The following is a 21,560-nucleotide window of genomic DNA, read 5'->3' on the forward strand; positions in this document are numbered from 1 at the left end:
CATTACGAACTCTTTCATGGCGCTTTGCCAACGCCTTTCGATCGGTTCTGTTTCTCTTCTGCCACTGTCTCTCTCCGGTTCGCCGCTGCCCCGGGCACCTCCGCGCCGGCACCCGCCGTCCGGCCGGGCATCCCCTCGCGGCCCGTTGGGCCGTAATCTGATCGATGAGCCCGCCGGCCCGCCGGCCGGGTCCGCGGCCACAGGTGACGACGCACGCGAGAGACCACGCGAGGAGCCGTACATGTCCGAGCACCACCCGCTCGACCTGCCCGAGGACCACCCCTTCGGGCCGCACACCCTCCCCTACGGCGTCTTCAGCACGGCGGACGAGCCGACCCGGCGCCGCATCGGCGTGCGCTTCGGCGACCACGTACTCGACCTCGACGCACTGGCCGCCACCTCCGGATCGCCGCACGCCGACCTGCTCGCCGCACCGACCCTGAACCCGCTGCTCGCCGCGGGCCGCGACATCTGGCAGGCCGTACGGGCGGCCGTCCGCACGGCCGTCACCGACCCCGCGCACCGCGCCACCACCGAGTCGCTGCTGATCCCGCTGGACGCGGTGACGCTGCACCTGCCGTTCGAGGTCGCGGACTACGTCGACTTCTACGCCAGCGAGCACCACGCCACCAACGTCGGACGGATCTTCCGGCCGAACGCCGAGGCGCTCACCCCCAATTGGAAGCACCTGCCCATCGGTTACCACGGCCGGGCCGGCACGGTCGTCGTCTCCGGCACCCCCGTCGTACGGCCCAGCGGCCAGCGCAAGGCGCCCGCCGACGCGGCGCCCGCCTTCGGGCCCTCCCGGCGGCTGGACATCGAGGCGGAGGTCGGCTTCGTCGTCGGCACGCCGTCCACGCTCGGCGAGCCGGTCGGCCTGGCCGGCTTCCGCGACCACGTCTTCGGCGTCTGCCTGGTCAACGACTGGTCGGCGCGCGACATCCAGGCATGGGAGTACGTGCCGCTCGGGCCCTTCCTCGGCAAGTCCTTCGCGACCTCCGTGTCCGCGTGGATCACGCCGCTGGACGCGCTGGACCACGCCCGTACGGCACCGCCCGCCCGCGACGTCCCCGTCCTCCCCTACCTGGACGACTCGAACGCCGAGCCGGGCGGCATCGACCTGCGCATCCAGATCGACATCAACGGCGAGACGGTCGCCCGCCCGCCCTTCTCCGCCATGTACTGGACCGCCGCCCAGCAGCTCACCCACATGACGGTCAACGGCGCCTCGCTGCGCACCGGCGACCTCTACGCCTCCGGCACGGTCTCCGGCCCGGAGCCGGACCAGCTCGGCTGCCTCCTCGAACTCACCCAGGGCAAGGGCCCGTTCCTGGAGGACGGCGACGAGGTCACGCTGACCGCCTGGGCCCCGGGGCCCGAGGGCTCCCGGGTCGGCCTGGGCGAGGTCACCGGACGTGTCCGGCCGGCGCGTACGGCATGACCGGGCACGGGGCGGGGAGCGAGTGGGGCGGCGCGGATCTCGGGCCCACCCTGCCCGAGGAGTTGCTGCTCCTCGCCCTGGACCCGGCGCGGGGCAAGCCGCTGAACGATCCGTCCCACCTGCGGTACGGCCTGGCCGGCGCCGTCCTGGCGGAGCTGGCACGGGCCGGGCGGGTCACCGAGGGCCGCGGCGGCCGGATCCTGGTGGGCAGTCCGCTGCCCTTCGGTGATCTGGTGCTGGACGCGGCGCTGGCCACGCTGTCCGGCCCCGGCAAGGGCGGCGAGGTCAAGGTCAAGCGCTGGGTGCGGAGCGCGGCGCGCGGCGTCGACGAGGTGTGCCGGCAGCGGCTGGAACAGCGCGGCGCGGTCCGCCGGGAGTCCCGGCGCGCGCTCGGCCTGTTCCGTTACGAGCGTCTGGCGGCCGGACCGGTGGACCTCGCCGGGCCGGCCCGCGCGCGTTTCAAGGGCGCGCTGGCCACCGGCTTCGCGGACCCGCGCGACCGGGTGCTGGCCGCTCTGGTGTCCGCCACCTCCCTGGACCGCAAGCTGGAGCTGGGCCCGGACCGGCGGGCCGTACGCCGCGGCCTGAAGGCGCTGGTCCGCGACGACTGGATCGCCCGCGCGGTGGCGGGCGTGATCCTCCAGGACCAGGCCGCCGCCGGCAGCGGCGGCGGTGCCGGATGAGATACCCGAAGGTCACGGCAGCGCGCCGACTTCGTAGCGACGCTGCCGCGATCACTGTGACCCCGCTCGTCACGGAGCCGGGCCGCACACCGCGTTGCTAGCCTCACGTGTCCTGCCCCACAACGGAGGAGACGTACGTGCGCAAGGCAGCACAGATCGCCGGGACGGCCGCCATGGCCGCACTGCTGCTCAGCGGCTGCGGAGGCGGCAGCGGCAGCGGCAGCGGCAGCGGCAGCGGCAGCGGCAGCGGAGACGACCAGCGTGACGCGGCGGGCGGGACGGGCACGGCACCGGCCGCCACCCCGTCGCGGACCCCCGGCAGCCCGGCCGGTGACGGCTCCACCGGTGACGGCCGCGACGGCGGCGGCACCGGCAGCCTCGACGGCGCCTGGACGGCCACCACCGGCGACTCGCACCTCACCCTCGTGATCTACCGGGGCATCGCCTCCCTGGGGCTCGGCGCGGACACCGGTTCGGCCTGCCAGGGCAAGGTGGAGACCGCGGGCACCACGGTGATCGCCCTGAAGTGCATGGGCGGCCACACCACCCGCACCCTGGGCACCGTCAAGCCGGGCGCCGACGGCAAGACGCTGAAGGTGAGCTGGAAGGGCGGCCCCACCGACGACTTCACCAAGGCCGAGGGCAAGCTCAAGCTGCCGGAGATGCCGAGCCTGCCCGGGGGCCCGTCCGGCTCCTGACGGCCGATCAGGCACCGGGCCGCTCCAGGGACCGACCGGGGCGAACGGCGAAGAGGCCGTACGAACGGCGCAGAGCCCGCGCGAACGGCCGAGGGCCGCCGCGAACGGCGCAGACCCGCTACGCCACCAGGGGTGTTTCCGGGGCGGCGCCGGGAAAGACGCCATACGCTGAGCCATATTCACTCCGAGTAGTTGCTCGACACCGACAACCACGAGGAGTCACGAGATGCGCCTGCGCACCTCCGTCGCCGCCGCCTTCGGAGCGGCCGTACTCGCCCTGACCACCCCCACCTCCGCCTACGCCGCCGACGGCGTCTTCTCCTACGGCTTCAACACCGGCAACGAGCTCGACCAGCGTGCGGCCCTGTTCAATCCGCCCGGCAAGCAGTGCATCACCCTCAAGCTGCCGGACGGTGCCGACTTCGCCTACGCCGCGCGCAACCGGACCAACGCCACCGTGACCCTCTTCGCCGACGACGACTGCAGCAGCGACACCTTCTTCGTCGTCCCGCCCGGCAAGGCCGCCCCGAAGAAGGTCCTGGTCCGGTCGGTGCTGTTCTCCCGCTGAGCCCAGCCTCCCCCTTCTGACCTGCGCCTTTCGCACTCCGGCCGGCCCTCCTCGTACCTGCTTCAGGCCGCGCCGGCCCCCTTCGCCCGAGTGGCGCAACGGCCGCCGCCCGGCACCCCCGCAGGGGCACCGGGCGGCGGCCGTGGGCCGTACGCCGTGCATCCGGCCGGCTCGGCCGCGCTCAGCGCACGAACACCCCCGCCTGGCCCGCCAGATCGAGGAAGTACTGCGGCGCCAGGCCCAGCACCAGCGTGACCACGACGCCGACCGCGATGGCCGTCATGGTCAGCGGGCTGGGCACCGCCACGGTCGGCCCGTCCGCCTTCGGCTCGTTGAAGAACATCAGCACGATGACACGGATGTAGAAGAACGCGGCGATGGCGGACGAGAGGACACCGACCACGACCAGCCAGCCCGCTCCGCTCTCCGCCGCCGCCTTGAACACCGCGAACTTCCCGGTGAAGCCGGAGGTCAGCGGGATACCGGCGAAAGCCAGCAGGAAGACCGCGAAGACCGCCGCCGTCAGGGGCGAGCGCCGGCCCAGCCCCGCCCACTTCGCCAGTTGCGTCGCCTCACCGCCCGCGTCCCGGACGAGCGTGACCACCGCGAACGCGCCGAGCGTCACGAAGGAGTACGCCGCCAGGTAGAACAGGACGGACGAGATGCCGTCCTTGTTGGTGGCGATGACACCGGCCAGGATGAATCCGGCATGCGCGATGGAGCTGTACGCCAGCAGCCGCTTGATGTCGGTCTGGGTGATCGCGACGATCGCGCCGCCCAGCATCGTGACGATCGCGACGCCCCACATCACCGGCCGCCAGTCCCAGCGCAGCCCCGGCAGGACCACGTACAGCAGCCGCAGCAGCGCGCCGAACGCGGCGACCTTGGTGGCCGCCGCCATGAACCCGGTCACCGGCGTCGGCGCGCCCTGGTAGACGTCCGGCGTCCACATGTGGAACGGCACCGCGCCGACCTTGAAGAGCAGGCCCATGAGCACCAGCGCCGCGCCGATCAGCAGCAGCGCGTCGTTGCCCATAGTGTCGGCCAGCGCCGGGTCGATCTGCTTGGCACCGTCGCTGACGACCTGGGCGATGCCGGAGTACGTGACCGTGCCCGCGTACCCGTACAGCAGGGCGATGCCGAACAGCAGGAACGCCGAGGAGAACGCGCCGAGCAGGAAGTACTTCACCGCGGCTTCCTGCGACAGCAGCCGCTGGCGGCGGGCCAGTGCGCACAGGATGTACAGCGGGAGGGAGAAGACCTCCAGCGCGATGAAGAGGGTCAGCAGGTCGTTGGCGGCGGGGAAGACCAGCATCCCGCCGACCGCGAACAGCGCGATCGGGAACACCTCGGTGGTGGTGAACCCGGCCTTGACCGCGGCCTGTTCGGCTTCCCCGCCGGGCACCGCGGCGGCCTGCGCCACGAAGGAGTCCACCTTCTTGCCGTGCGCGGCCGGATCGAGCCGCCGCTCGGCGAAGGTGAACGTGGCGACCAGCGCCACCAGCAGGATCGTGCCCTGGAGGAAGAGCGCCGGTCCGTCCACGGCGATGGCGCCCATCGCCGTGATCTTCGCCTTGCTGGTGCCGAAGCCGCCCGCCGCCAGTCCCACGACGGCCGCGAAGCCGGCGGCCAGCGCGAGCACGGACAGCAGCAGCTGGGCGTGGTAGCGGCTGCGCCGCGGCAGGAACGCCTCCAGGACGACGCCGACGACCGCGGCACCCAGCACGATCAGCGCCGGGGCCAACTGGGCATACTCGATCTTCGGAGCCGGGATCCTGGCCGGCGCCTCGGCCGCAATGGTCCACAGGCTGTGGACGCTCGCCACGGAACTCACTTCGCGGCCTCCGCATCTGCCTTCACGGCTACGTCGGGGCGGGGATCGTGCTGGTCGACGACGGACAGGGTGTGGTCCACCGCCGGGTTGACGAGGTCCGTCAGCGGCTTGGGGTAGACGCCTAGGAACAGCAGCAGCGCGATCAGCGGGGCGACGACCGCCAGCTCCCGCGCCTTGAGGTCGGGCATCGTCCGCACCTCCGCCTTCACCGGGCCGGTCATCGTCCGCTGGTAGAGGACGAGGACGTACAGCGCGGCGAGCACGATGCCGACGGTGGCCACGATCCCCACCGCCGGGTAGCGGCTGAACGTGCCGACCAGCACGAGGAATTCGCTGACGAACGGCGCCAGGCCCGGCAGTGACAGCGTCGCCAGTCCACCGACCAGGAAGGTGCCGGCCAGCACCGGGGCGACCTTCTGCACGCCGCCGTAGTCGGCGATCAGCCGGGAGCCGCGCCGCGAGATCAGGAACCCGGCGACCAGCATCAGCGCCGCCGTCGAGATGCCGTGGTTGACCATGTAGAGCGTCGCGCCGCCCTGGCCCTGGCTCGTCATCGCGAAGATGCCCATGATGATGAAGCCGAAGTGCGAGATGGACGCGTACGCGATCAGCCGCTTGATGTCCCGCTGGCCGACCGCGAGCAGCGCGCCGTACAGAATGCTGATCAGCGCGAGGACGAGCACGACCGGGGTGGCCCAGCCGCTGGCCTCCGGGAAGAGCTGGAGGCAGAAGCGCAGCATCGCGAAGGTGCCGACCTTGTCGACCACCGCGGTGATCAGTACGGCCACGGGCGCCGTGGACTCGCCCATCGCGCCGGGCAGCCAGGTGTGCAGCGGCCACAGCGGTGCCTTCACCGCGAAGGCGAAGAAGAAGCCGAGGAACAGCAGCCGTTCCGTGCCGGTGCCCAGCTCCAGCTTGCCGTCGGCCCGGGCCTGGACGATCTCCGTCAGCGAGAACGTGCCGCTGCCGAGCTGGTCGGCGGTGGCCGCGTACAGCCCGATCACCGCGGCCAGCATGATCAGACCGCCGGCCAGGTTGTAGAGCAGGAACTTCACGGCGGCCTGCGAACGCAGCGTGGCGCTGCGCTCCTCGCCGTCCGCCCCGGCCCGGTCCCCGAAGCCGCCGATGAGGAAGTACATCGGGATGAGCATGGCTTCGAAGAAGATGTAGAAGAGGAAGACGTCGGTGGCCTCGAAGGAGATGACCACCATCGCCTCGACGGCGAGGACCAGCGCGAAGAAGCCCTGGGTGGGGCGCCAGCGCCGGTTGGGGCTGGTGTCCTCCAGAGGATCGGCGTCGTGCCAGCCCGCCAGGATGACGAACGGGATCAGCAGCGCGGTGAGCGCGATCAGCGCCACCGCGATGCCGTCCACGCCCAGTTCGTAGCGGACGCCGAAGTCCCTGATCCAGGCGTGTGACTCGGTGAGCTGGAACGGGCCCTTCGCCCCCGGGTCGAAGCGGACCGCGACCACCGCGGCCAGCCCCAGGGTGACCAGCGAGAAGAGCAGCGCCAGCCATTTGGCGGCGGCGCGCCGGGCGGCGGGCACCGCGGCGGTGGCGATCGCGCCGATCGCCGGGACCGCCGCGGTGGCCGTCAGAAGGGGAAACGACATGGCTCAGACACCCCTCATCAGCAGGGTCGCGGCGATCAGCACGGCCGCACCGCCCAACATCTGTACCGCGTACGAGCGGGCGAAGCCGTTCTGCACCTGGCGCAGCCGGCCGGAGAGGCCGCCCATCGACGCCGCCGTGCCGTTGACCGCGCCGTCCACGACGGAGTGGTCCAGCCGGACCAGGGCGCGGGTCAGCTCGCCGCCGCCGCGCACCAGCACGGCATGGTTGAAGTCGTCCTGGAGCAGATCACGGCGGGCCGCCCGGGTCAGCAACGAGCCGCGCGGCGCGACGGCGGGCACCGGCTTGCGCCCGTACTGGAGGTAGGCCAGGCCGACGCCGAGGACCATCACCACGACGGTGGCCGTGGTGATCGCCCCAGCGCTGAGCGGCGGGTGCCCGTGGTCGAAGGACGTGACCGGCTCCAGCCAGGTCACGAACGCCTCGTTGAGACTGAACAGTCCGCCCGCGAAGACCGAGCCGACGGCCAGCAGGATCATCGGGATCGTCATGGACCTGGGCGACTCGTGCGGGTGCGGCGGGGTGTACTCGCCCCTCGTCTCGGCCGCGGGCTCCACGGACGGCTCGGCGGGTGACGGCGTCGGCGCCTTGCGCCAGCGCTCCTCGCCGAAGAACGTCATCAGCATCACCCGTGTCATGTAGAACGCGGTGATCGCGGCGCCCAGCAGGGCCGCGCCGCCGAGGATCCAGCCTTCCGTGCCGCCCTTGGCGAACGCCGCCTCGATGATCTTGTCCTTGGAGAAGAACCCGGACAGACCGGGGAATCCGATGATCGCCAGATAGCCGAGGCCGAAGGTGATGAAGGTGACCGGCATGTACTTCCGCAGGCCGCCGTAGCGGCGCATGTCCACCTCGTCGTTCATCCCGTGCATCACCGAGCCGGCCCCGAGGAAGAGGCCCGCCTTGAAGAAGCCGTGGGTGACCAGGTGCATGATGGCGAAGGCGTAGCCGATCGGGCCGAGCCCGGCGGCCAGGATCATGTAGCCGATCTGCGACATCGTCGAACCCGCCAGGGCCTTCTTGATGTCGTCCTTCGCACAACCGACGATCGCGCCGAACAGCAGCGTCACCGCGCCGACCACCACGACGGCGGTCTGCGCGTCCGGCGCCCCGTTGAAGATCGCGCCGGAGCGGGTGATCAGGTAGACGCCGGCGGTCACCATGGTCGCCGCGTGGATCAGGGCGGAGACCGGGGTCGGGCCCTCCATCGCGTCGCCCAGCCAGGACTGGAGCGGGACCTGTGCCGACTTGCCGCAGGCGGCGAGCAGCAGCATCACGCCGATGGCGGTCAGCCTGCCCTCGGACGTCCCGCCCGCCGAACCCAGCACCGGTCCGAACGCGAACGTCCCGAAGGTGGTGAACATCAGCATGATGGCGATGGACAGGCCGACGTCTCCGACGCGGTTGACGAGGAACGCCTTCTTCGCCGCCGTCGCCGCGCTGGGCTTGTGCTGCCAGAAGCCGATGAGCAGGTACGAGGCCAGGCCCACGCCCTCCCAGCCGACGTACAGCAGGAGGTAGTTGTCGGCAAGGACGAGCAGCAGCATGGCCGCCAGGAAGAGGTTCAGGTAGCCGAAGAAGCGGCGGCGCCGCTCGTCGTGCTCCATGTAGCCGATCGAGTAGATGTGGATCAGCGATCCGACACCGGTGATCAGCAGGACGAACGTCATGGACAGTTGGTCGAGCTGGAAGGCCACGTCCGCCTGGAAGCCGCCCACCGGAATCCAGCTGAACAGGTGCTGGTGCAGGGTGCGGTGCTCGGCGTCGCGGCCCAGCAGCTCCGTGAACAGGGGGACGGCCAGGGCGAAGGACGCCAGCGCGAGCAGCGTGCCGAGCCAGTGGCCGGCCCGGTCCAGTCTCCTGCCGCCGCACAGCAGCAGGGCCGCGCCGGCCAGCGGGGCCGCGACGAGCAGGGCGATCAAGTTCTCCACGTTTACGACCCCTTACAGCTTCATCAGGCTGGCGTCGTCGACCGAGGCCGTGTGGCGGGTGCGGAAGATGGACACGATGATCGCCAGGCCCACCACGACCTCGGCCGCTGCGACGACCATGGTGAAGAACGCGATGATCTGCCCGTCCAGGTTTCCGTGCATCCGCGAGAAGGCCACGAAGGCGAGGTTGCAGGCGTTGAGCATCAGCTCGATGCACATGAACACCACGATGGCGTTCCGCCTGATCAGCACTCCGGCCGCGCCGATGGTGAACAACAGGGCGGCGAGGTAGAGGTAGTTGACCGGGTTCACCGCTTCGCCTCCTCGCTGCGGCCCAGCCGCTCTTCGGAACGCTGCTCCAGCGCCTTCAGCTCGTCCAGCGCCGCACCGGAGACGTCGCGGATCTGGCCGCGCCCGCGCAGCGTCGGGTTGACGGTCAGCTCGGACGGCGTGCCGTCGGGGAGCAGGCCGGGGACGTCGACGGCGTTGTGCCGGGCGTAGACGCCAGGGGCGGGCAGCGGCGGGATCTGCTTGCCCTCGCGGATCCGGGCCTCGGACTGCTCGCGCTGCGTCTTGGCGCGCTCCGTACGCTCGCGGTGCGTCAGCACCATCGCGCCGACCGCCGCCGTGATCAGCAGCGCGCCGGTGACCTCGAAGGCGAAGACGTACTTGGTGAAGATCAGCGCCGCCAGGCCCTGCACATTGCCCCCGGCGTTGGCCTCGCCGAGGCCGTTGAAGTGCCGGAGCGAGGCGTTGCCGATACCGGCGATCAGCAGGATGCCGAAGCCGAGACCACAGGCGGCGGCCAGCCAGCGCTGGCCCTTGAGTGTCTCCTTGAGGGAGTCGGCCGCCGTGACGCCGACGAGCATGACGACGAAGAGGAACAGCATCATGATCGCGCCGGTGTAGACGACGATCTGCACGATGCCGAGGAAGTACGCGCCGTTGGCGAGGTAGAACACCGCCAGGACGATCATGGTGCCGGCGAGCGACAGGGCGCTGTGCACGGCGCGCCGCATCAGGATCGTGCACAGCGCGCCGATCACCGCGATCGTGCCGAGGATCCAGAACTGCACCGCCTCACCGGTGGAGGCCGCTGCGGCCAGGGAGGTCGTGGTCACCGGGTCACCTCCCGGGCGGCCGGCTCGTCAGGCCCGAAGGTGGCCGCGGCCTCCTGGGGCGCCGCGGTGTCCGCGCCGCCCTCCCCTTCGGCCGTCTCGCCCTTGGAGACGGCGACTTGCCGCACCGTCCCCGGTGCGGCCTCGGTCACCAGGCCGCGGTAGTAGTCCTTTTCCGTCATCCCGGGGAAGATGGCGTGCGGGCTGTCGACCATGGTCTCCTCCAGCCCCGCGAGCAGCTCCTCCTTGGTGTAGATGAGCGATTCGCGGGACCGGTCGGCGAGTTCGTACTCGTTGGTCATGGTCAGTGCCCGGGTGGGACACGCCTCGACGCACAGGCCGCACAGGATGCAGCGCAGGTAGTTGATCTGGTAGACGCGGCCGTAGCGCTCGCCGGGGCTGTAGCGCTCCTCGTCGGTGTTGTCGGCGCCCTCGACGTAGATCGCGTCGGCCGGGCAGGCCCAGGCGCACAGCTCGCAGCCGACGCACTTCTCCAGCCCGTCGGGATGCCGGTTGAGCTGGTGGCGGCCGTGGAAGCGCGGCGCCGTCGGTTTCTTCTCCTCCGGATACTGCTCGGTCAGCCGCTTCTTGAACATGGCCTTGAAGGTCACGCCGAAGCCGGCCACGGGGTTCTGGAAGTCAGGCACCGTCGCCCCCCTTTCCGCCCGTCTCGATTCGGTCACTGACAGTGTCCACCCCGCCACTGACAATCAACTCCCGGTCCCGGCGCGGCCGTCGCCTCGGCACCGGCGGCAGCGTCTGTCCGGGCAGCGGCGGCACGGGGAAGCCGCCCGCCATGGGGTCGAAGGCCGGCTCCTCGGCCGGCTCCTCCTTCTCGCCCCGCCGGAAGAAGTCGGCGACGAGCGAGACCAGCAGGACGGCGATGGCCGCGCCGCCCACGAACATCACGATCCGCTGGAAGTCGTAGCCCTCGTTCTTCAGGGCCCGTACGGTCGCGACGAGCATCAGCCAGACCATCGAGACCGGGATGAGGACCTTCCACCCCAGCTTCATGAACTGGTCGTAGCGCACGCGGGGCAGCGTGCCGCGCAGCCAGATGAAGAAGAACAGCAGCAACTGCACCTTGATGACGAACCAGAGCAGCGGCCACCAGCCGTGGTTGGCGCCTTCCCAGAAGCTGCTGACCGGGTACGGGGCCTTCCAGCCGCCCAGGAAGAGGGTCACCGCGACCGCCGAGACGGTCACCATGTTGATGTACTCGGCGAGCATGAACATCGCGAACTTGATCGACGAGTACTCGGTGTTGAAGCCGCCGACCAGGTCGCCCTCGGACTCCGGCATGTCGAACGGCGCCCGGTTGGTCTCGCCCACCATGGCGACGATGTAGATGATGAAGGAGACCGGCAGCAGCAGCACGTACCACCGGTCCTGCTGCGACTCCACGATCGTCGAGGTCGACATCGACCCCGAGTAGAGGAAGACCGCCGCGAAGGACATGCCCATCGCGATCTCGTACGAGATCATCTGCGCGCACGAGCGCAGGCCGCCGAGCAGCGGGTACGTCGAGCCGGAGGACCAGCCCGCCAGCACGATGCCGTAGATGCCGACGGAGGCGGTGGCCAAGATGTACAGCACGCCGATCGGCAGGTCGGTGAGCTGCATCGTGGTGCGCTGGCCGAAGATCGAGATCTCGTTGCCGGCCGGGCCGAAGGGGATCACCGCGACGGCCATGAAGGCCGGTACGGCCGCCACGATCGGCGCGAGCACGTACACCGCCTTGTCGGCCCGCTTGACGACCAGGTCCTCCTTGAGCATCAGCTTGATGCCGTCCGCGAGGGACTGGAGCATGCCCCAGGGGCCGTGCCGGTTGGGGCCGATGCGCAGTTGCATCCACGCGACGACCTTGCGTTCCCAGACGATCGAGAAGAGCACGGTCAGCATGAGGAACGCGAAGCAGAAGACCGCCTTGACCACGATCAGCCACCACGGGTCGCGGCCGAACATCGACAGGTCTTCCTGGGCCAGCGGAAGGCCGGTCAGGGCCAGTTCCCGCATCACGCGTCCACCTCCTCGACCGGGCCGGACGCCGCACCGGGCGTACCGGCCGCACCGGACGGCGCACCGGTCCCGGCCACCGCCGCGACCTTCACCAACTCCCCGGGCCGCGCCCCGGTGTCGGCCGTCACTCCGCCGCCCACCGAGTTCAGCGGCAGCCACACCACCCGGTCGGGCATCTGTGTGACCGCCAGCGGCAGCCGTACGGACCCGGCGGGCCCGGTGACCGCCAGCAGGTCGCCGTCCTTGACGCCGGTCTCCTCGGCGGTGGCCGGCGACATCCGGGCGACGGCCGCGTGCCGCGTGCCGGCCAGCGCCTCGTCGCCCTCCTGCATCCGCCCCTGGTCGAGCAGCAGCCGGTGGCCCGCCAGTACGGCCTCGCCGGGCTCCGGACGCGGCAGCGCGCGCCCGGTCTCCAGCGGATCGGCGGCGTACGTTCCGTCCCACGTCCCCAGCGCGGTCAGCTCCCGCCGCACCGCCCGTACGTCGGGCAGCGCCAGGTGGACGTCCATCGCGTCGGCGAGCATGTGCAGCACCCGGGCGTCCGGCAGCAGGTGCCGCCGGGACATCTGGTCCGGTTTGAGCGCGGCCTCGAACAGCCGGGCCCGGCCTTCCCAGTTGAGGAAGGTGCCGGACTTCTCGACGGCCGCCGCGACCGGCAGGACGACGTCCGCCCGCTCCGTCACGGCCGACGGGCGCTGCTCCAGGCTCACCAGGAAGCCCACCGCGTCCAGCGCCTCCAGGGCCCGCGCCGGGCCCGGCAGGTCCGCCGGGTCGACGCCCGCCACCAGCAGGGCGCTCAGTTCCCCGGCGGCCGCGGCGGCGACGATCTGGCCGGTGTCCCGGCCGTGCCGCTGCGGCAGCCCGGCGACGCCCCAGGCGGCGGCGACCTCCTCACGGGCACGCGGGTCGGTCGCAGGACGGCCGCCGGGCAGCAGTCCCGGCAGCGCGCCCGCCTCGACGGCGCCGCGCTCCCCGGCCCGCCGGGGAATCCACACCAGCCGGGCGCCGGTCGCGGTGGCGGCCCGTACGGCCGCGGTCAGCGCGCCCGGGACCGCGGCCAGCCGCTCGCCGACGACGATCACCGAACCGGCGCCGCGCAGCGCCTCGGCCGCGGTCTGCCCCGCGCCTTCCAGTCCGCCCGCCCGTCGCCCGCCCTCCACGGGAAGGCGCTCCGCGCCTGCTGCCTCATGGCCGGCCAGCGCGTCCAGCCACTCCGTCTCCGTACCGGGCGCGGCGGGCAGCAGCGTGCCGCCCGCCTTGACCAGGCCGCGCGTCGCGTACGGCGCGAGCCCGAAGGTGCGCTGGCCGCGCTTGCGGTGGGCCTTGCGCAGCCGCAGGAAGACGCCGGGCGCCTCCTCCTCCGCCTCGATACCGGCGAGGAGGACGGCCGGTGCCTTCTCCAGGGTCTCGTACGTGACCCCGGCCCCGTCGTCGTCCAGGTCACGGCCGCGTCCGGCGACCCGTGCCGCCAGGAAGTCGGCCTCCTCGGCGCTGTGCGCCCGGGCGCGGAAGTCGATGTCGTTGGTGTCCAGCGCGATCCGTGCGAACTTGGCGTAGGCGTACGCGTCCTCGACGGTCAGCCGGCCGCCGGTCAGCACGCCGGTGCGGCCCCTGGCGGCGCCCAGCCCGCGCGCCGCCGCCTCCAGCGCCTCCGGCCAGCTCGCCGTGACCAGTTCGCCGGTCGCGGTGTCCCGCACCATCGGGTGCTCCAGCCGGTCGCGCTGCTGCGCGTACCGGAAGGCGAAGCGCCCCTTGTCGCAGATCCACTCCTCGTTGACCTCGGGGTCCTCGGCGGCCAGCCGCCGCATGATCTTGCCGCGCCGGTGGTCCGTGCGGGTCGCGCAGCCGCCCGCGCAGTGTTCGCAGACGCTCGGCGAGGACACCAGGTCGAAGGGGCGCGACCGGAAGCGGTAAGCGGCCGAGGTCAGCGCGCCGACCGGGCAGATCTGGATGGTGTTGCCGGAGAAGTACGACTGGAACGGGTCGCCTTCGCCCGTACCGACCTGCTGGAGCGCGCCCCGCTCGATCAGTTCGATCATCGGGTCGCCCGCGACCTGGTTGGAGAAGCGGGTGCAGCGCGCGCACAGCACGCACCGCTCGCGGTCCAGCAGCACCTGCTTGGAGATCGGCACCGGCTTCTCGAAGGTGCGCTTCTTCCCCTCGAACCGGGTGTCGGCCTGTCCGGCGGACATCGCCTGGTTCTGCAGTGGGCACTCGCCGCCCTTGTCGCAGACCGGGCAGTCCAGCGGGTGGTTGATCAGCAGCAGTTCCATCACGCCGCGCTGCGCCTTCTCGGCGACGGGCGAGGTGAGCTGCGACTTGACCACCATGCCGTCGGTGCAGGTGATGGTGCAGGAGGCCATCGGCTTGCGCTGCCCCTCCACCTCCACGATGCACTGGCGGCAGGCGCCGGCCGGGTCCAGCAGCGGATGGTCGCAGAAGCGCGGGATCTCGATGCCGAGGAGTTCGGCGGCCCGGATGACCAGCGTCCCCTTGGGCACGGAGGTCTCGATGCCGTCGATCGTCAGCGTGACGAGGTCGTCGGGCGGTACGGCCGCCCCGCCGGCCCCGGTGGGGGCGTCACTGGTGACGGTCATGCGTTCACCCCCAGGTGAGCGTCGGTGTCGGCCCAGGCGGTCGACCTGGCGGGGTCGAAGGGGCAGCCCTTGCCGGTGATGTGCTGCTCGTACTCCGGGCGGAAGTACTTCAGCGAGGAGAAGATCGGTGAGGCGGCGCCGTCGCCCAGTGCGCAGAAGGACTTGCCGTTGATGTGGTCGGCGATGTCGTTGAGCTTGTCGAGGTCGCTCATGCGGCCCTTGCCCGCCTCGATGTCGCGCAGCAACTGGACCAGCCAGTAGGTGCCTTCGCGGCAGGGGGTGCACTTGCCGCAGGACTCGTGCGCGTAGAACTCGGTCCAGCGGGTGACGGCCCGTACGACGCAGGTGGTCTCGTCGAAGCACTGGAGTGCCTTGGTGCCGAGCATCGAGCCCGCGGCGCCGACGCCTTCGTAGTCGAGCGGTACGTCGAGGTGCTCGTCGGTGAACATCGGGGTGGAGGAGCCGCCGGGCGTCCAGAACTTCAGCCGGTGGCCCGGCCGCATGCCGCCGCTCATGTCGAGCAGTTGGCGCAGGGTGATCCCCAGCGGTGCCTCGTACTGGCCGGGGTTGGCGACGTGGCCGCTGAGCGAGTACAGCGTGAAGCCCGGGGACTTCTCGCTGCCCATGGTCCTGAACCAGTCCTTGCCCTTGTTCATGATGGCGGGAACCGACGCGATGGACTCGACGTTGTTCACGACAGTGGGGCAGGCGTACAGGCCCGCCACCGCCGGGAAGGGAGGACGCAGCCGGGGCTGTCCGCGACGGCCCTCCAGGGAGTCCAGCAGCGCGGTCTCCTCGCCGCAGATGTACGCGCCCGCCCCCGCGTGCACGACGACGTCCAGGTCCAGGCCCGAGCCGAGGATGTCGCGGCCGAGGTAGCCCGCGGCGTACGCCTCCCGGACGGCCTCGTGCAACCGCCGCAGGACAGGCACGACTTCACCGCGCAGGTAGATGAAGGCGTGGTGCGACCGGATCGCGTGACACGCGATGACGATGCCCTCGATCAAGGAGTGCGGATTGGCGAAGAGCAGCGGGATGTCCTTGCAGGTGCCCGGCTCGGACTCGTCGGCGTTGACGACGAGGTAGTGCGGCTTGCCGTCGCCCTGCGGGATGAACTGCCACTTCATCCCGGTGGGGAAGCCGGCGCCGCCGCGGCCGCGCAGTCCGGCGTCCTTGACGTACGCGATCACGTCGTCCGGCGGCATCGCGAGGGCCTTGCGCATGCCCTCGTAGCCCTCGTGCCGCAGGTAGGTGTCCAGCGTCCAGGACCCGGGCTGGTCCCAGAAGGCGGACAGCACGGGCGCGAGCAGTTTCTCCGGGTTGGCCTTGCTGACCTCGGCGGCCATGGTCATCACTCCCCCTCCTCGGCGGTCGGACCAGCGGGGTGCGAGGGGTCGGAGGCCGAGGTGTCGCGCGGCGCGTCGTGCGAGCTGGGGTGGGTGGCCGGCGCTTCGCCCGGTGCCCGTCCGGCGTGCTCACCCTCGGCCTCGGCGGGGCCCGCGCCCCGCTGCGGTACGACATGGTCGGCGGCCGGGCCCGCGCCCGGTACGGCCTCGCCCTTGGCCAGCCGCAGCCCCACCAGCGAGGCGGGCCCGGCGCCGCCGGTGGCCTCGACCGCGCCGGGGCGCTGATCCGGGAACCCGGCGAGGATGCGGGCCGTCTCCTTGTACGTGCACAGCGGCGCGCCCCGGGTCGGCGCGACGGCCCGGCCCTCCCGCAGGTCGTCCACGAGCCGCTTGGCGCTGTCCGGCGTCTGGTTGTCGAAGAACTCCCAGTTGACCATCACCACGGGCGCGAAGTCGCAGGCCGCGTTGCACTCGATGTGCTCCAGCGTGACCTTGCCGTCCTCGGTCGTCCCGCCGTTGCCGACGCCCAGGTGCTTCTGCAGCGCCTCGAAGATCGCGTCGCCGCCCATCACCGCGCACAGGGTGTTGGTGCACACCCCCACCTGGTAGTCGCCGCCGGGTCCGCGCCGGTACATGGAGTAGAAGGTGGAGACCGCCGTGACCTCCGCCGTCGTCAGGTCCAGCATCTCCGCGCAGAAGCGGACGCCGGTGCGGGTGACGTGCCCTTCCTCCGCCTGGACGAGGTGCAGCAGCGGCAGCAGCGCGGAGCGCGCGCCGGGGTAGCGGGCGATCACCTCCTTGGCGTCCGCTTCGAGCCGGGCCCTGACCTCGGCGGGATAGTCGGGGGCGGGGAGCTGCGGCATCCCCAAACTGACGTCTGTCACCGGTCGACGCCTCCCATCACGGGGTCGATGGACGCGACGGCGACGATGACGTCGGCCACCTGGCCGCCCTCGCACATCGCCGCCATGGCCTGGAGGTTGGTGAAGGACGGGTCGCGGAAGTGGACCCGGTAGGGGCGGGTCCCGCCGTCGCTGACGGCGTGCACGCCCAGCTCGCCCTTGGGGGACTCCACGGCCGCGTACGCCTGGCCGGGCGGCACCCGGAAGCCCTCCGTCACCAGCTTGAAGTGGTGGATCAGGGCCTCCATCGAGGTCCCCATGATCTTCTTGATGTGGTCGAGCGAGTTGCCGAGCCCGTCCGGGCCCATGGCCAGCTGGGCGGGCCAGGCGATCTTCTTGTCGCCGACCATCACCGGTCCGGGCGTCAGCCGGTCCAGGCACTGTTCGACGATGCGCAGCGACTGCCGCATCTCCTCCAGGCGGATCAGGAAGCGCCCGTAGGAGTCGCAGGTGTCGGCGGTCGGCACCTCGAAGTCGTAGTGCTCGTACCCGCAGTACGGCTGGGTCTTGCGCAGGTCGTGCGGGAGGCCGGCGGAGCGCAGCACCGGTCCGGTGGCGCCGGTGGCCAAACAGCCGGCGAGGTCGAGGTAGCCGATGTCCTGCATCCGGCCCTTGAAGACCGGATTGCCGGTGGCGAGCTTGTCGTACTCGACCAGGTTCTTGCGCATCTTCTTCACGAACTCGCGCACCTGGTCGACCGCGCCCGGCGGCAGGTCCTGGGCGAGCCCGCCGGGTCGGATGTACGCGTGGTTCATCCGCAGGCCGGTGATCAGCTCGTAGATGTCCAGGATCAGCTCCCGGTCCCGGAAGCCGTAGATCATGATGGTGGTGGCGCCCAGCTCCATGCCGCCGGTGGCGATGGCCACCAGGTGGGAGGAGAGCCGGTTGAGCTCCATCAGCATCACGCGGATGACGGAGGCCCGGTCCGGGACGTCGTCGGTGATGCCGAGCAGCCTCTCCACGGCCAGGCAGTACGCCGTCTCGTTGAAGAACGGCGTCAGGTAGTCCATCCGGGTCACGAAGGTGGTGCCCTGCGTCCACGTACGGAATTCGAGGTTCTTCTCGATCCCCGTGTGCAGGTAGCCGATGCCGCAGCGGGCCTCGGTGACGGTCTCGCCGTCGATCTCCAGGATCAGCCGCAGCACGCCGTGCGTGGAGGGGTGCTGCGGGCCCATGTTGACGATGATCCGCTCGTCGTCGGTGCGGGCCGCGGCGGCCGCGATCTCGTCCCAGTCGCCGCCGGTGACCGTGTAGACGGTGCCCTCGGTCGTCTCCCGAGGGGTCGCATGGCTGGTGGACATCAGGTGTACGACCTCCGCTGGTCGGGAGCCGGGATCTGGGCGCCCTTGTACTCGACGGGGATGCCGCCGAGCGGGTAGTCCTTGCGCTGCGGGAAGCCCTGCCAGTCGTCCGGCATCATGATCCGGGTGAGCGCCGGGTGGCCGTCGAAGATCAGTCCGAAGAAGTCGTACGTCTCGCGCTCGTGCCAGTCGTTGGTCGGGTAGACGCTCACGAGGGACGGCACGTGCGGGTCGGCGTCCGGCGCGGACACCTCCAGCCGGATCAGCCGGTTGTGGGTGATCGAGCGCAGGTGGTAGACGGCGTGCAGTTCGCGGCCCTGGTCGCCGGGGAAGTGCACCCCGCTGACGCCGGTGCACAGCTCGAAGCGGAGCGCGGGGTCGTCGCGGAGGGTCTTGGCGACGGCCGGCAGGTACTCCCGCTCGATGTGGAAGGTCAGCTCACCGCGGTCGACGACGGTCTTCTCGATGACGTTCTCGGGGACCAGCCCCTGCTCGTCCAGCGCGCCTTCCAGTTCGTCCGCGACCTCGTCGAACCAGCCGCCGTACGGCCGCCGTGCGGCGCCCGGCATCCGTACGGACCGGACGAGCCCGCCGTACCCGGAGGTGTCGCCGCCGCCGCTCGCGCCGAACATGCCGCGGCGGGTGCCGATGACCTCGCCGTGGTCGCCGCGCTGGCCGGGGAGGTTCTGTGCGTTCAGGTCCTTGTCGGGGTTGACGCCGTTGGGCCCTTTGGCCGCTCCGGTCCCGCCGTTCCCGTTGACACCGCCAGTGCCGTTGGTGTCACCGTTCCCGGAGGTTCCCTTGGTGCCGTCGCTCACCGCAGCAGCCCCTTCATCTCGATCGTCGGGAGCGCCTTGAGCGCCGCTTCCTCCGCCTCGCGGGCCGCCTGCTGCTGGTTGACCCCGAGCTTGGTGCCCTGGATCTTCTGGTGCAGCTTGAGAATGGCGTCCATCAGCATTTCCGGACGCGGCGGGCAGCCGGGCAGATAAATGTCCACCGGGACGATGTGGTCGACGCCCTGGACGATCGCGTAGTTGTTGAACATCCCGCCCGACGAGGCGCACACGCCCATCGAGATGACCCATTTCGGGTTCGGCATCTGGTCGTACACCTGCCGCAGCACGGGCGCCATCTTCTGGCTCACCCGGCCCGCCACGATCATCAGATCGGCCTGGCGCGGCGACCCGCGGAAGACCTCCATGCCGAAGCGGGCGAGGTCGTAGCGCCCGGCACCGGTCGTCATCATCTCGATGGCGCAGCAGGCGAGGCCGAAGGTGGCGGGGAAGACCGATGACTTGCGCACCCAGCCCGCGGCCTGTTCGACGGTGGAAAGCAGAAAGCCGCTCGGCAGCTTCTCTTCAAGTCCCATTGGTGGCCCCTAGTCCCATTCCAGGCCGCCACGACGCCATACGTAGGCGTAGGCGACGAAGACGGTGAGCGCGAAGAGGAGCATCTCCACGAGCCCGAAAAGCCCGAGCGCGTCGAAGGTGACGGCCCAGGGGTAGAGGAAGACGATCTCGATATCGAAAATGATGAAGAGCATCGCCGTGAGGTAGTACTTGATCGGAAATCGACCGCCGCCGGCCGGCTGTGGCGTCGGCTCGATTCCGCATTCGTACGCCTCTAGCTTCGCCCGGTTGTAGCGCTTGGGTCCGACGAGCGTGGCCATCACGACAGAGAAGATCGCAAAGCCTGCCCCGAGGGCTCCCAGTACGAGGATGGGCGCGTAAGCGTTCACCGTCCCCGCTCCCTTCAGTCGACGATGACTGGATGGCGGTCCGCCCGGTCCCGCTCAACGGCCCCACGAAGATCGCGCCTATGTGAGGCAGTTCACAAGCCCGAGCCGCCTGCATCTTATGCCCGCCGGTCTGTGATCTGCGACACGGGGTGCGACAACGCCTTTGTGATCTCCACCACCTGACGGCCGGTCATCTGGTCCGATGAGCGTCGATCTTCGTACGGCAAGCGCGCGGATGATCACTGGAGGTGACAATTTCCGGCGTTGCCGCTGGTCAGAACGGGGTCGCCACTATCAAGAGGTGCGGACTGCAAGCAAATTGGCGCTGGGCGGGGTCAACTGCTAGCGCGCGCGGGGTCGCAGGCGCGGAAGAGCGGGGCACCGTCCGCCGTGACCGTCCCGAGACCGTCGTGACCGTCCCGTGATCATCAGTACGTGCTCGCGTTCACGAGCACTCCCGTCACGGCCGCATCACGGGAACATAACGGGCACTCACGAGTGACCTATCCCACGCGGCTTGCTGTCTTGAATGCTTGACCTTCGGGAAGCCTTGGCGTGGCGGATCAGTAGGTGATAAGCGCCCCCGGGGGGCGCATCGGCCCGTAAATGCCATGCGTAAGAACATGATCACGAAATCCGGACCGGCCGCCGCTCGCTCACTGACCGACGAAAAGTCCCTTTTATTCATCGCGTACGCGTCAAGTGTGGCGCACGCCACCTTTGTTGGCAGCAACCTGTGGCTCCTGATAGCCGTGGTGCCATGTCCCCGAACGCAGTCATACCCAGCCACCGGAAGCCCCGCCGTTCCGCGTCCTCGCGGGCACTGCGCGCAGGGGTCACCGGTGGCATCATCACCCTGGCGGTGACCGGCGCGAGCATGCCGGCCGGCGCCGCGGAGAAGCCCGTCTCCGAGACCCAGGAAATGCCGACCATCACGTCGGCACTGGCCACCAGCCTGGCCAAGAGCGCGGACACCGCCCAGCAGATGGCGCTGGACTACGAGCGCCAGGCCGCGCAGGACACCGCCACCGCCGAGGCCACCGAGGCCGCCACCAAGGCGAAGGACGAGGCCGACAAGAAGGCCGCGGCCGAGAAGAAGGCCGAAGAGGCCCGCAAGGCCAAGGAGAAGGAGCAGGAGGAGGCCGCCCAGCAGCGCGCCTCCCGCTCCTCCGAGCGCACCTCGCTGCGCTCCCTGGCCGCCGCGTCCGACGACTCCCCCGTCACCGGCGCGACCGGCAGCACCGCCTCCCTGGTCAGCTTCCTCCGCGCCCAGCTCGGCAAGTCCTACGTGCTCGGCGCCTCCGGCCCGTCCGCGTACGACTGCTCCAGCCTGGTGCAGGCCGCCTACCGCACCATCGGTATCGACCTGCCGCGCACCTCGCAGCCGCAGTCCACCGCCGGTACCCAGGTGGGCCTGGGCAACCTCCAGGTCGGCGACATCCTGTACTGGGGCAGCGCGGGCAGCGCGTACCACGTCGGTGTCTACGTCGGTAACGGCAACTTCATCGGTGCCCAGAACTCCAGCACCGGCATCGTGGAGAAGCCGCTGAGCTACAGCCAGCCGACCGGCGCGGTCCGCGTCCTGTAAGGCGCCCGCACGCACGGCCGAGGGCCGCTGTTCCCACCGCTCGGGAACGGCGGCCCTCGCGCGTTGCGCGAGCAAAGTACCCGCACGCCCCACCTGATGGCCGATCATCGGCCAAACGCCATCGCCCATTCGATAAATAGACGCCCGTTCGGCACAACTACCGT

At 70.6% G+C, this 21,560-nt stretch carries 19 protein-coding genes; 5 read left to right on the top strand and 14 right to left on the bottom strand.

Annotated features, from left to right (window positions below; genetic code table 11):
* Positions 1-241: 241 nt before the first annotated feature.
* The 4 genes from fahA (at position 242) to ACZ4QV_RS10990 (ending at position 3,390) form a co-directional block, all read left to right on the top strand.
* Positions 242-1,441: a fumarylacetoacetase gene (gene fahA, locus ACZ4QV_RS10975; RefSeq protein ID WP_361149067.1), complete on the top strand. Its 1,200-nt coding sequence runs from the start codon at positions 242-244 to the stop codon at positions 1,439-1,441.
* Positions 1,438-2,124 (top strand): GOLPH3/VPS74 family protein, encoded by a 687-nt coding sequence (locus ACZ4QV_RS10980; RefSeq protein ID WP_361584235.1) that lies wholly within the window; start codon positions 1,438-1,440, stop codon positions 2,122-2,124. The genes fahA and ACZ4QV_RS10980 overlap by 4 nt, the downstream gene beginning before the upstream one ends.
* Before the next feature lie 137 nt (positions 2,125-2,261).
* A complete protein-coding gene (locus ACZ4QV_RS10985) occupies positions 2,262-2,822 on the top strand; it encodes a hypothetical protein (protein ID WP_467762787.1) in 561 nt (186 codons plus the stop codon).
* Between the two features lie 226 nt (positions 2,823-3,048).
* Positions 3,049-3,390 carry a hypothetical protein gene (locus ACZ4QV_RS10990; RefSeq protein WP_361149060.1) on the top strand — a complete coding sequence of 114 codons (342 nt, stop codon included), beginning with the start codon at positions 3,049-3,051 and terminating at the stop codon, positions 3,388-3,390.
* Positions 3,391-3,571: 181 nt separating this feature from the next.
* Here the strand turns inward: ACZ4QV_RS10990 and nuoN are convergent, their stop codons facing one another.
* The 14 genes from nuoN to ACZ4QV_RS11060 are packed head-to-tail and all read right to left on the bottom strand — an operon-like array spanning position 3,572 to position 19,808.
* Complete coding sequence (gene nuoN, locus ACZ4QV_RS10995; protein WP_361584229.1) at positions 3,572-5,224, bottom strand: NADH-quinone oxidoreductase subunit NuoN; 1,653 nt, start codon at positions 5,222-5,224, stop codon at positions 3,572-3,574.
* On the bottom strand, positions 5,221-6,837 hold the full coding sequence (locus ACZ4QV_RS11000; protein ID WP_361584226.1) for an NADH-quinone oxidoreductase subunit M: 1,617 nt from the start codon (positions 6,835-6,837) through the stop codon (positions 5,221-5,223). Before ACZ4QV_RS11000 ends, nuoN begins: the two co-directional genes overlap by 4 nt.
* Positions 6,838-6,840: 3 nt before the next feature.
* Positions 6,841-8,787 carry an NADH-quinone oxidoreductase subunit L gene (nuoL, locus tag ACZ4QV_RS11005; protein WP_467762788.1) on the bottom strand — a complete coding sequence of 649 codons (1,947 nt, stop codon included), beginning with the start codon at positions 8,785-8,787 and terminating at the stop codon, positions 6,841-6,843.
* Positions 8,788-8,799: 12 nt separating this feature from the next.
* Positions 8,800-9,099 carry an NADH-quinone oxidoreductase subunit NuoK gene (nuoK, locus tag ACZ4QV_RS11010; RefSeq protein WP_003983361.1) on the bottom strand — a complete coding sequence of 100 codons (300 nt, stop codon included), beginning with the start codon at positions 9,097-9,099 and terminating at the stop codon, positions 8,800-8,802.
* Positions 9,096-9,908 (bottom strand): NADH-quinone oxidoreductase subunit J, encoded by an 813-nt coding sequence (locus ACZ4QV_RS11015; protein ID WP_361615388.1) that lies wholly within the window; start codon positions 9,906-9,908, stop codon positions 9,096-9,098. Before ACZ4QV_RS11015 ends, nuoK begins: the two co-directional genes overlap by 4 nt.
* Complete coding sequence (gene nuoI / locus ACZ4QV_RS11020) at positions 9,905-10,552, bottom strand: NADH-quinone oxidoreductase subunit NuoI (RefSeq protein ID WP_361149048.1); 648 nt, start codon at positions 10,550-10,552, stop codon at positions 9,905-9,907. The genes ACZ4QV_RS11015 and nuoI overlap by 4 nt, the downstream gene beginning before the upstream one ends.
* Positions 10,545-11,921 (bottom strand): NADH-quinone oxidoreductase subunit NuoH, encoded by a 1,377-nt coding sequence (nuoH, locus tag ACZ4QV_RS11025; protein ID WP_467762789.1) that lies wholly within the window; start codon positions 11,919-11,921, stop codon positions 10,545-10,547. Before nuoH ends, nuoI begins: the two co-directional genes overlap by 8 nt.
* Positions 11,921-14,521, bottom strand: coding sequence for an NADH-quinone oxidoreductase subunit G (locus tag ACZ4QV_RS11030; RefSeq protein ID WP_467762790.1), 2,601 nt, complete (start codon positions 14,519-14,521; stop codon positions 11,921-11,923). The genes nuoH and ACZ4QV_RS11030 overlap by 1 nt, the downstream gene beginning before the upstream one ends.
* The gene (gene nuoF, locus ACZ4QV_RS11035; RefSeq protein WP_361149041.1) at positions 14,518-15,876 is read right to left on the bottom strand and encodes an NADH-quinone oxidoreductase subunit NuoF; all 1,359 of its coding nucleotides are present in this window, start codon (positions 15,874-15,876) and stop codon (positions 14,518-14,520) included. Before nuoF ends, ACZ4QV_RS11030 begins: the two co-directional genes overlap by 4 nt.
* Positions 15,873-16,730: an NADH-quinone oxidoreductase subunit NuoE gene (gene nuoE / locus ACZ4QV_RS11040; RefSeq protein ID WP_361584499.1), complete on the bottom strand. Its 858-nt coding sequence runs from the start codon at positions 16,728-16,730 to the stop codon at positions 15,873-15,875. Before nuoE ends, nuoF begins: the two co-directional genes overlap by 4 nt.
* Before the next feature lie 17 nt (positions 16,731-16,747).
* A complete protein-coding gene (locus tag ACZ4QV_RS11045; RefSeq protein WP_361149038.1) occupies positions 16,748-18,070 on the bottom strand; it encodes an NADH-quinone oxidoreductase subunit D in 1,323 nt (440 codons plus the stop codon).
* On the bottom strand, positions 18,070-18,888 hold the full coding sequence (locus ACZ4QV_RS11050) for an NADH-quinone oxidoreductase subunit C (RefSeq protein WP_467762791.1): 819 nt from the start codon (positions 18,886-18,888) through the stop codon (positions 18,070-18,072). Before ACZ4QV_RS11050 ends, ACZ4QV_RS11045 begins: the two co-directional genes overlap by 1 nt.
* On the bottom strand, positions 18,885-19,439 hold the full coding sequence (locus ACZ4QV_RS11055) for a NuoB/complex I 20 kDa subunit family protein (RefSeq protein WP_031002905.1): 555 nt from the start codon (positions 19,437-19,439) through the stop codon (positions 18,885-18,887). The genes ACZ4QV_RS11050 and ACZ4QV_RS11055 overlap by 4 nt, the downstream gene beginning before the upstream one ends.
* A 9-nt stretch (positions 19,440-19,448) precedes the next feature.
* Positions 19,449-19,808: an NADH-quinone oxidoreductase subunit A gene (locus ACZ4QV_RS11060; protein ID WP_030022241.1), complete on the bottom strand. Its 360-nt coding sequence runs from the start codon at positions 19,806-19,808 to the stop codon at positions 19,449-19,451.
* Positions 19,809-20,568: 760 nt separating this feature from the next.
* Between ACZ4QV_RS11060 and ACZ4QV_RS11065 the strand changes: the two genes are divergently transcribed.
* On the top strand, positions 20,569-21,396 hold the full coding sequence (locus ACZ4QV_RS11065) for a C40 family peptidase (protein WP_361149036.1): 828 nt from the start codon (positions 20,569-20,571) through the stop codon (positions 21,394-21,396).
* The last annotated feature ends 164 nt before the right edge of the window (positions 21,397-21,560 follow it).

It is taken from the genome of Streptomyces sp. NPDC026394, assembly GCF_055567735.1.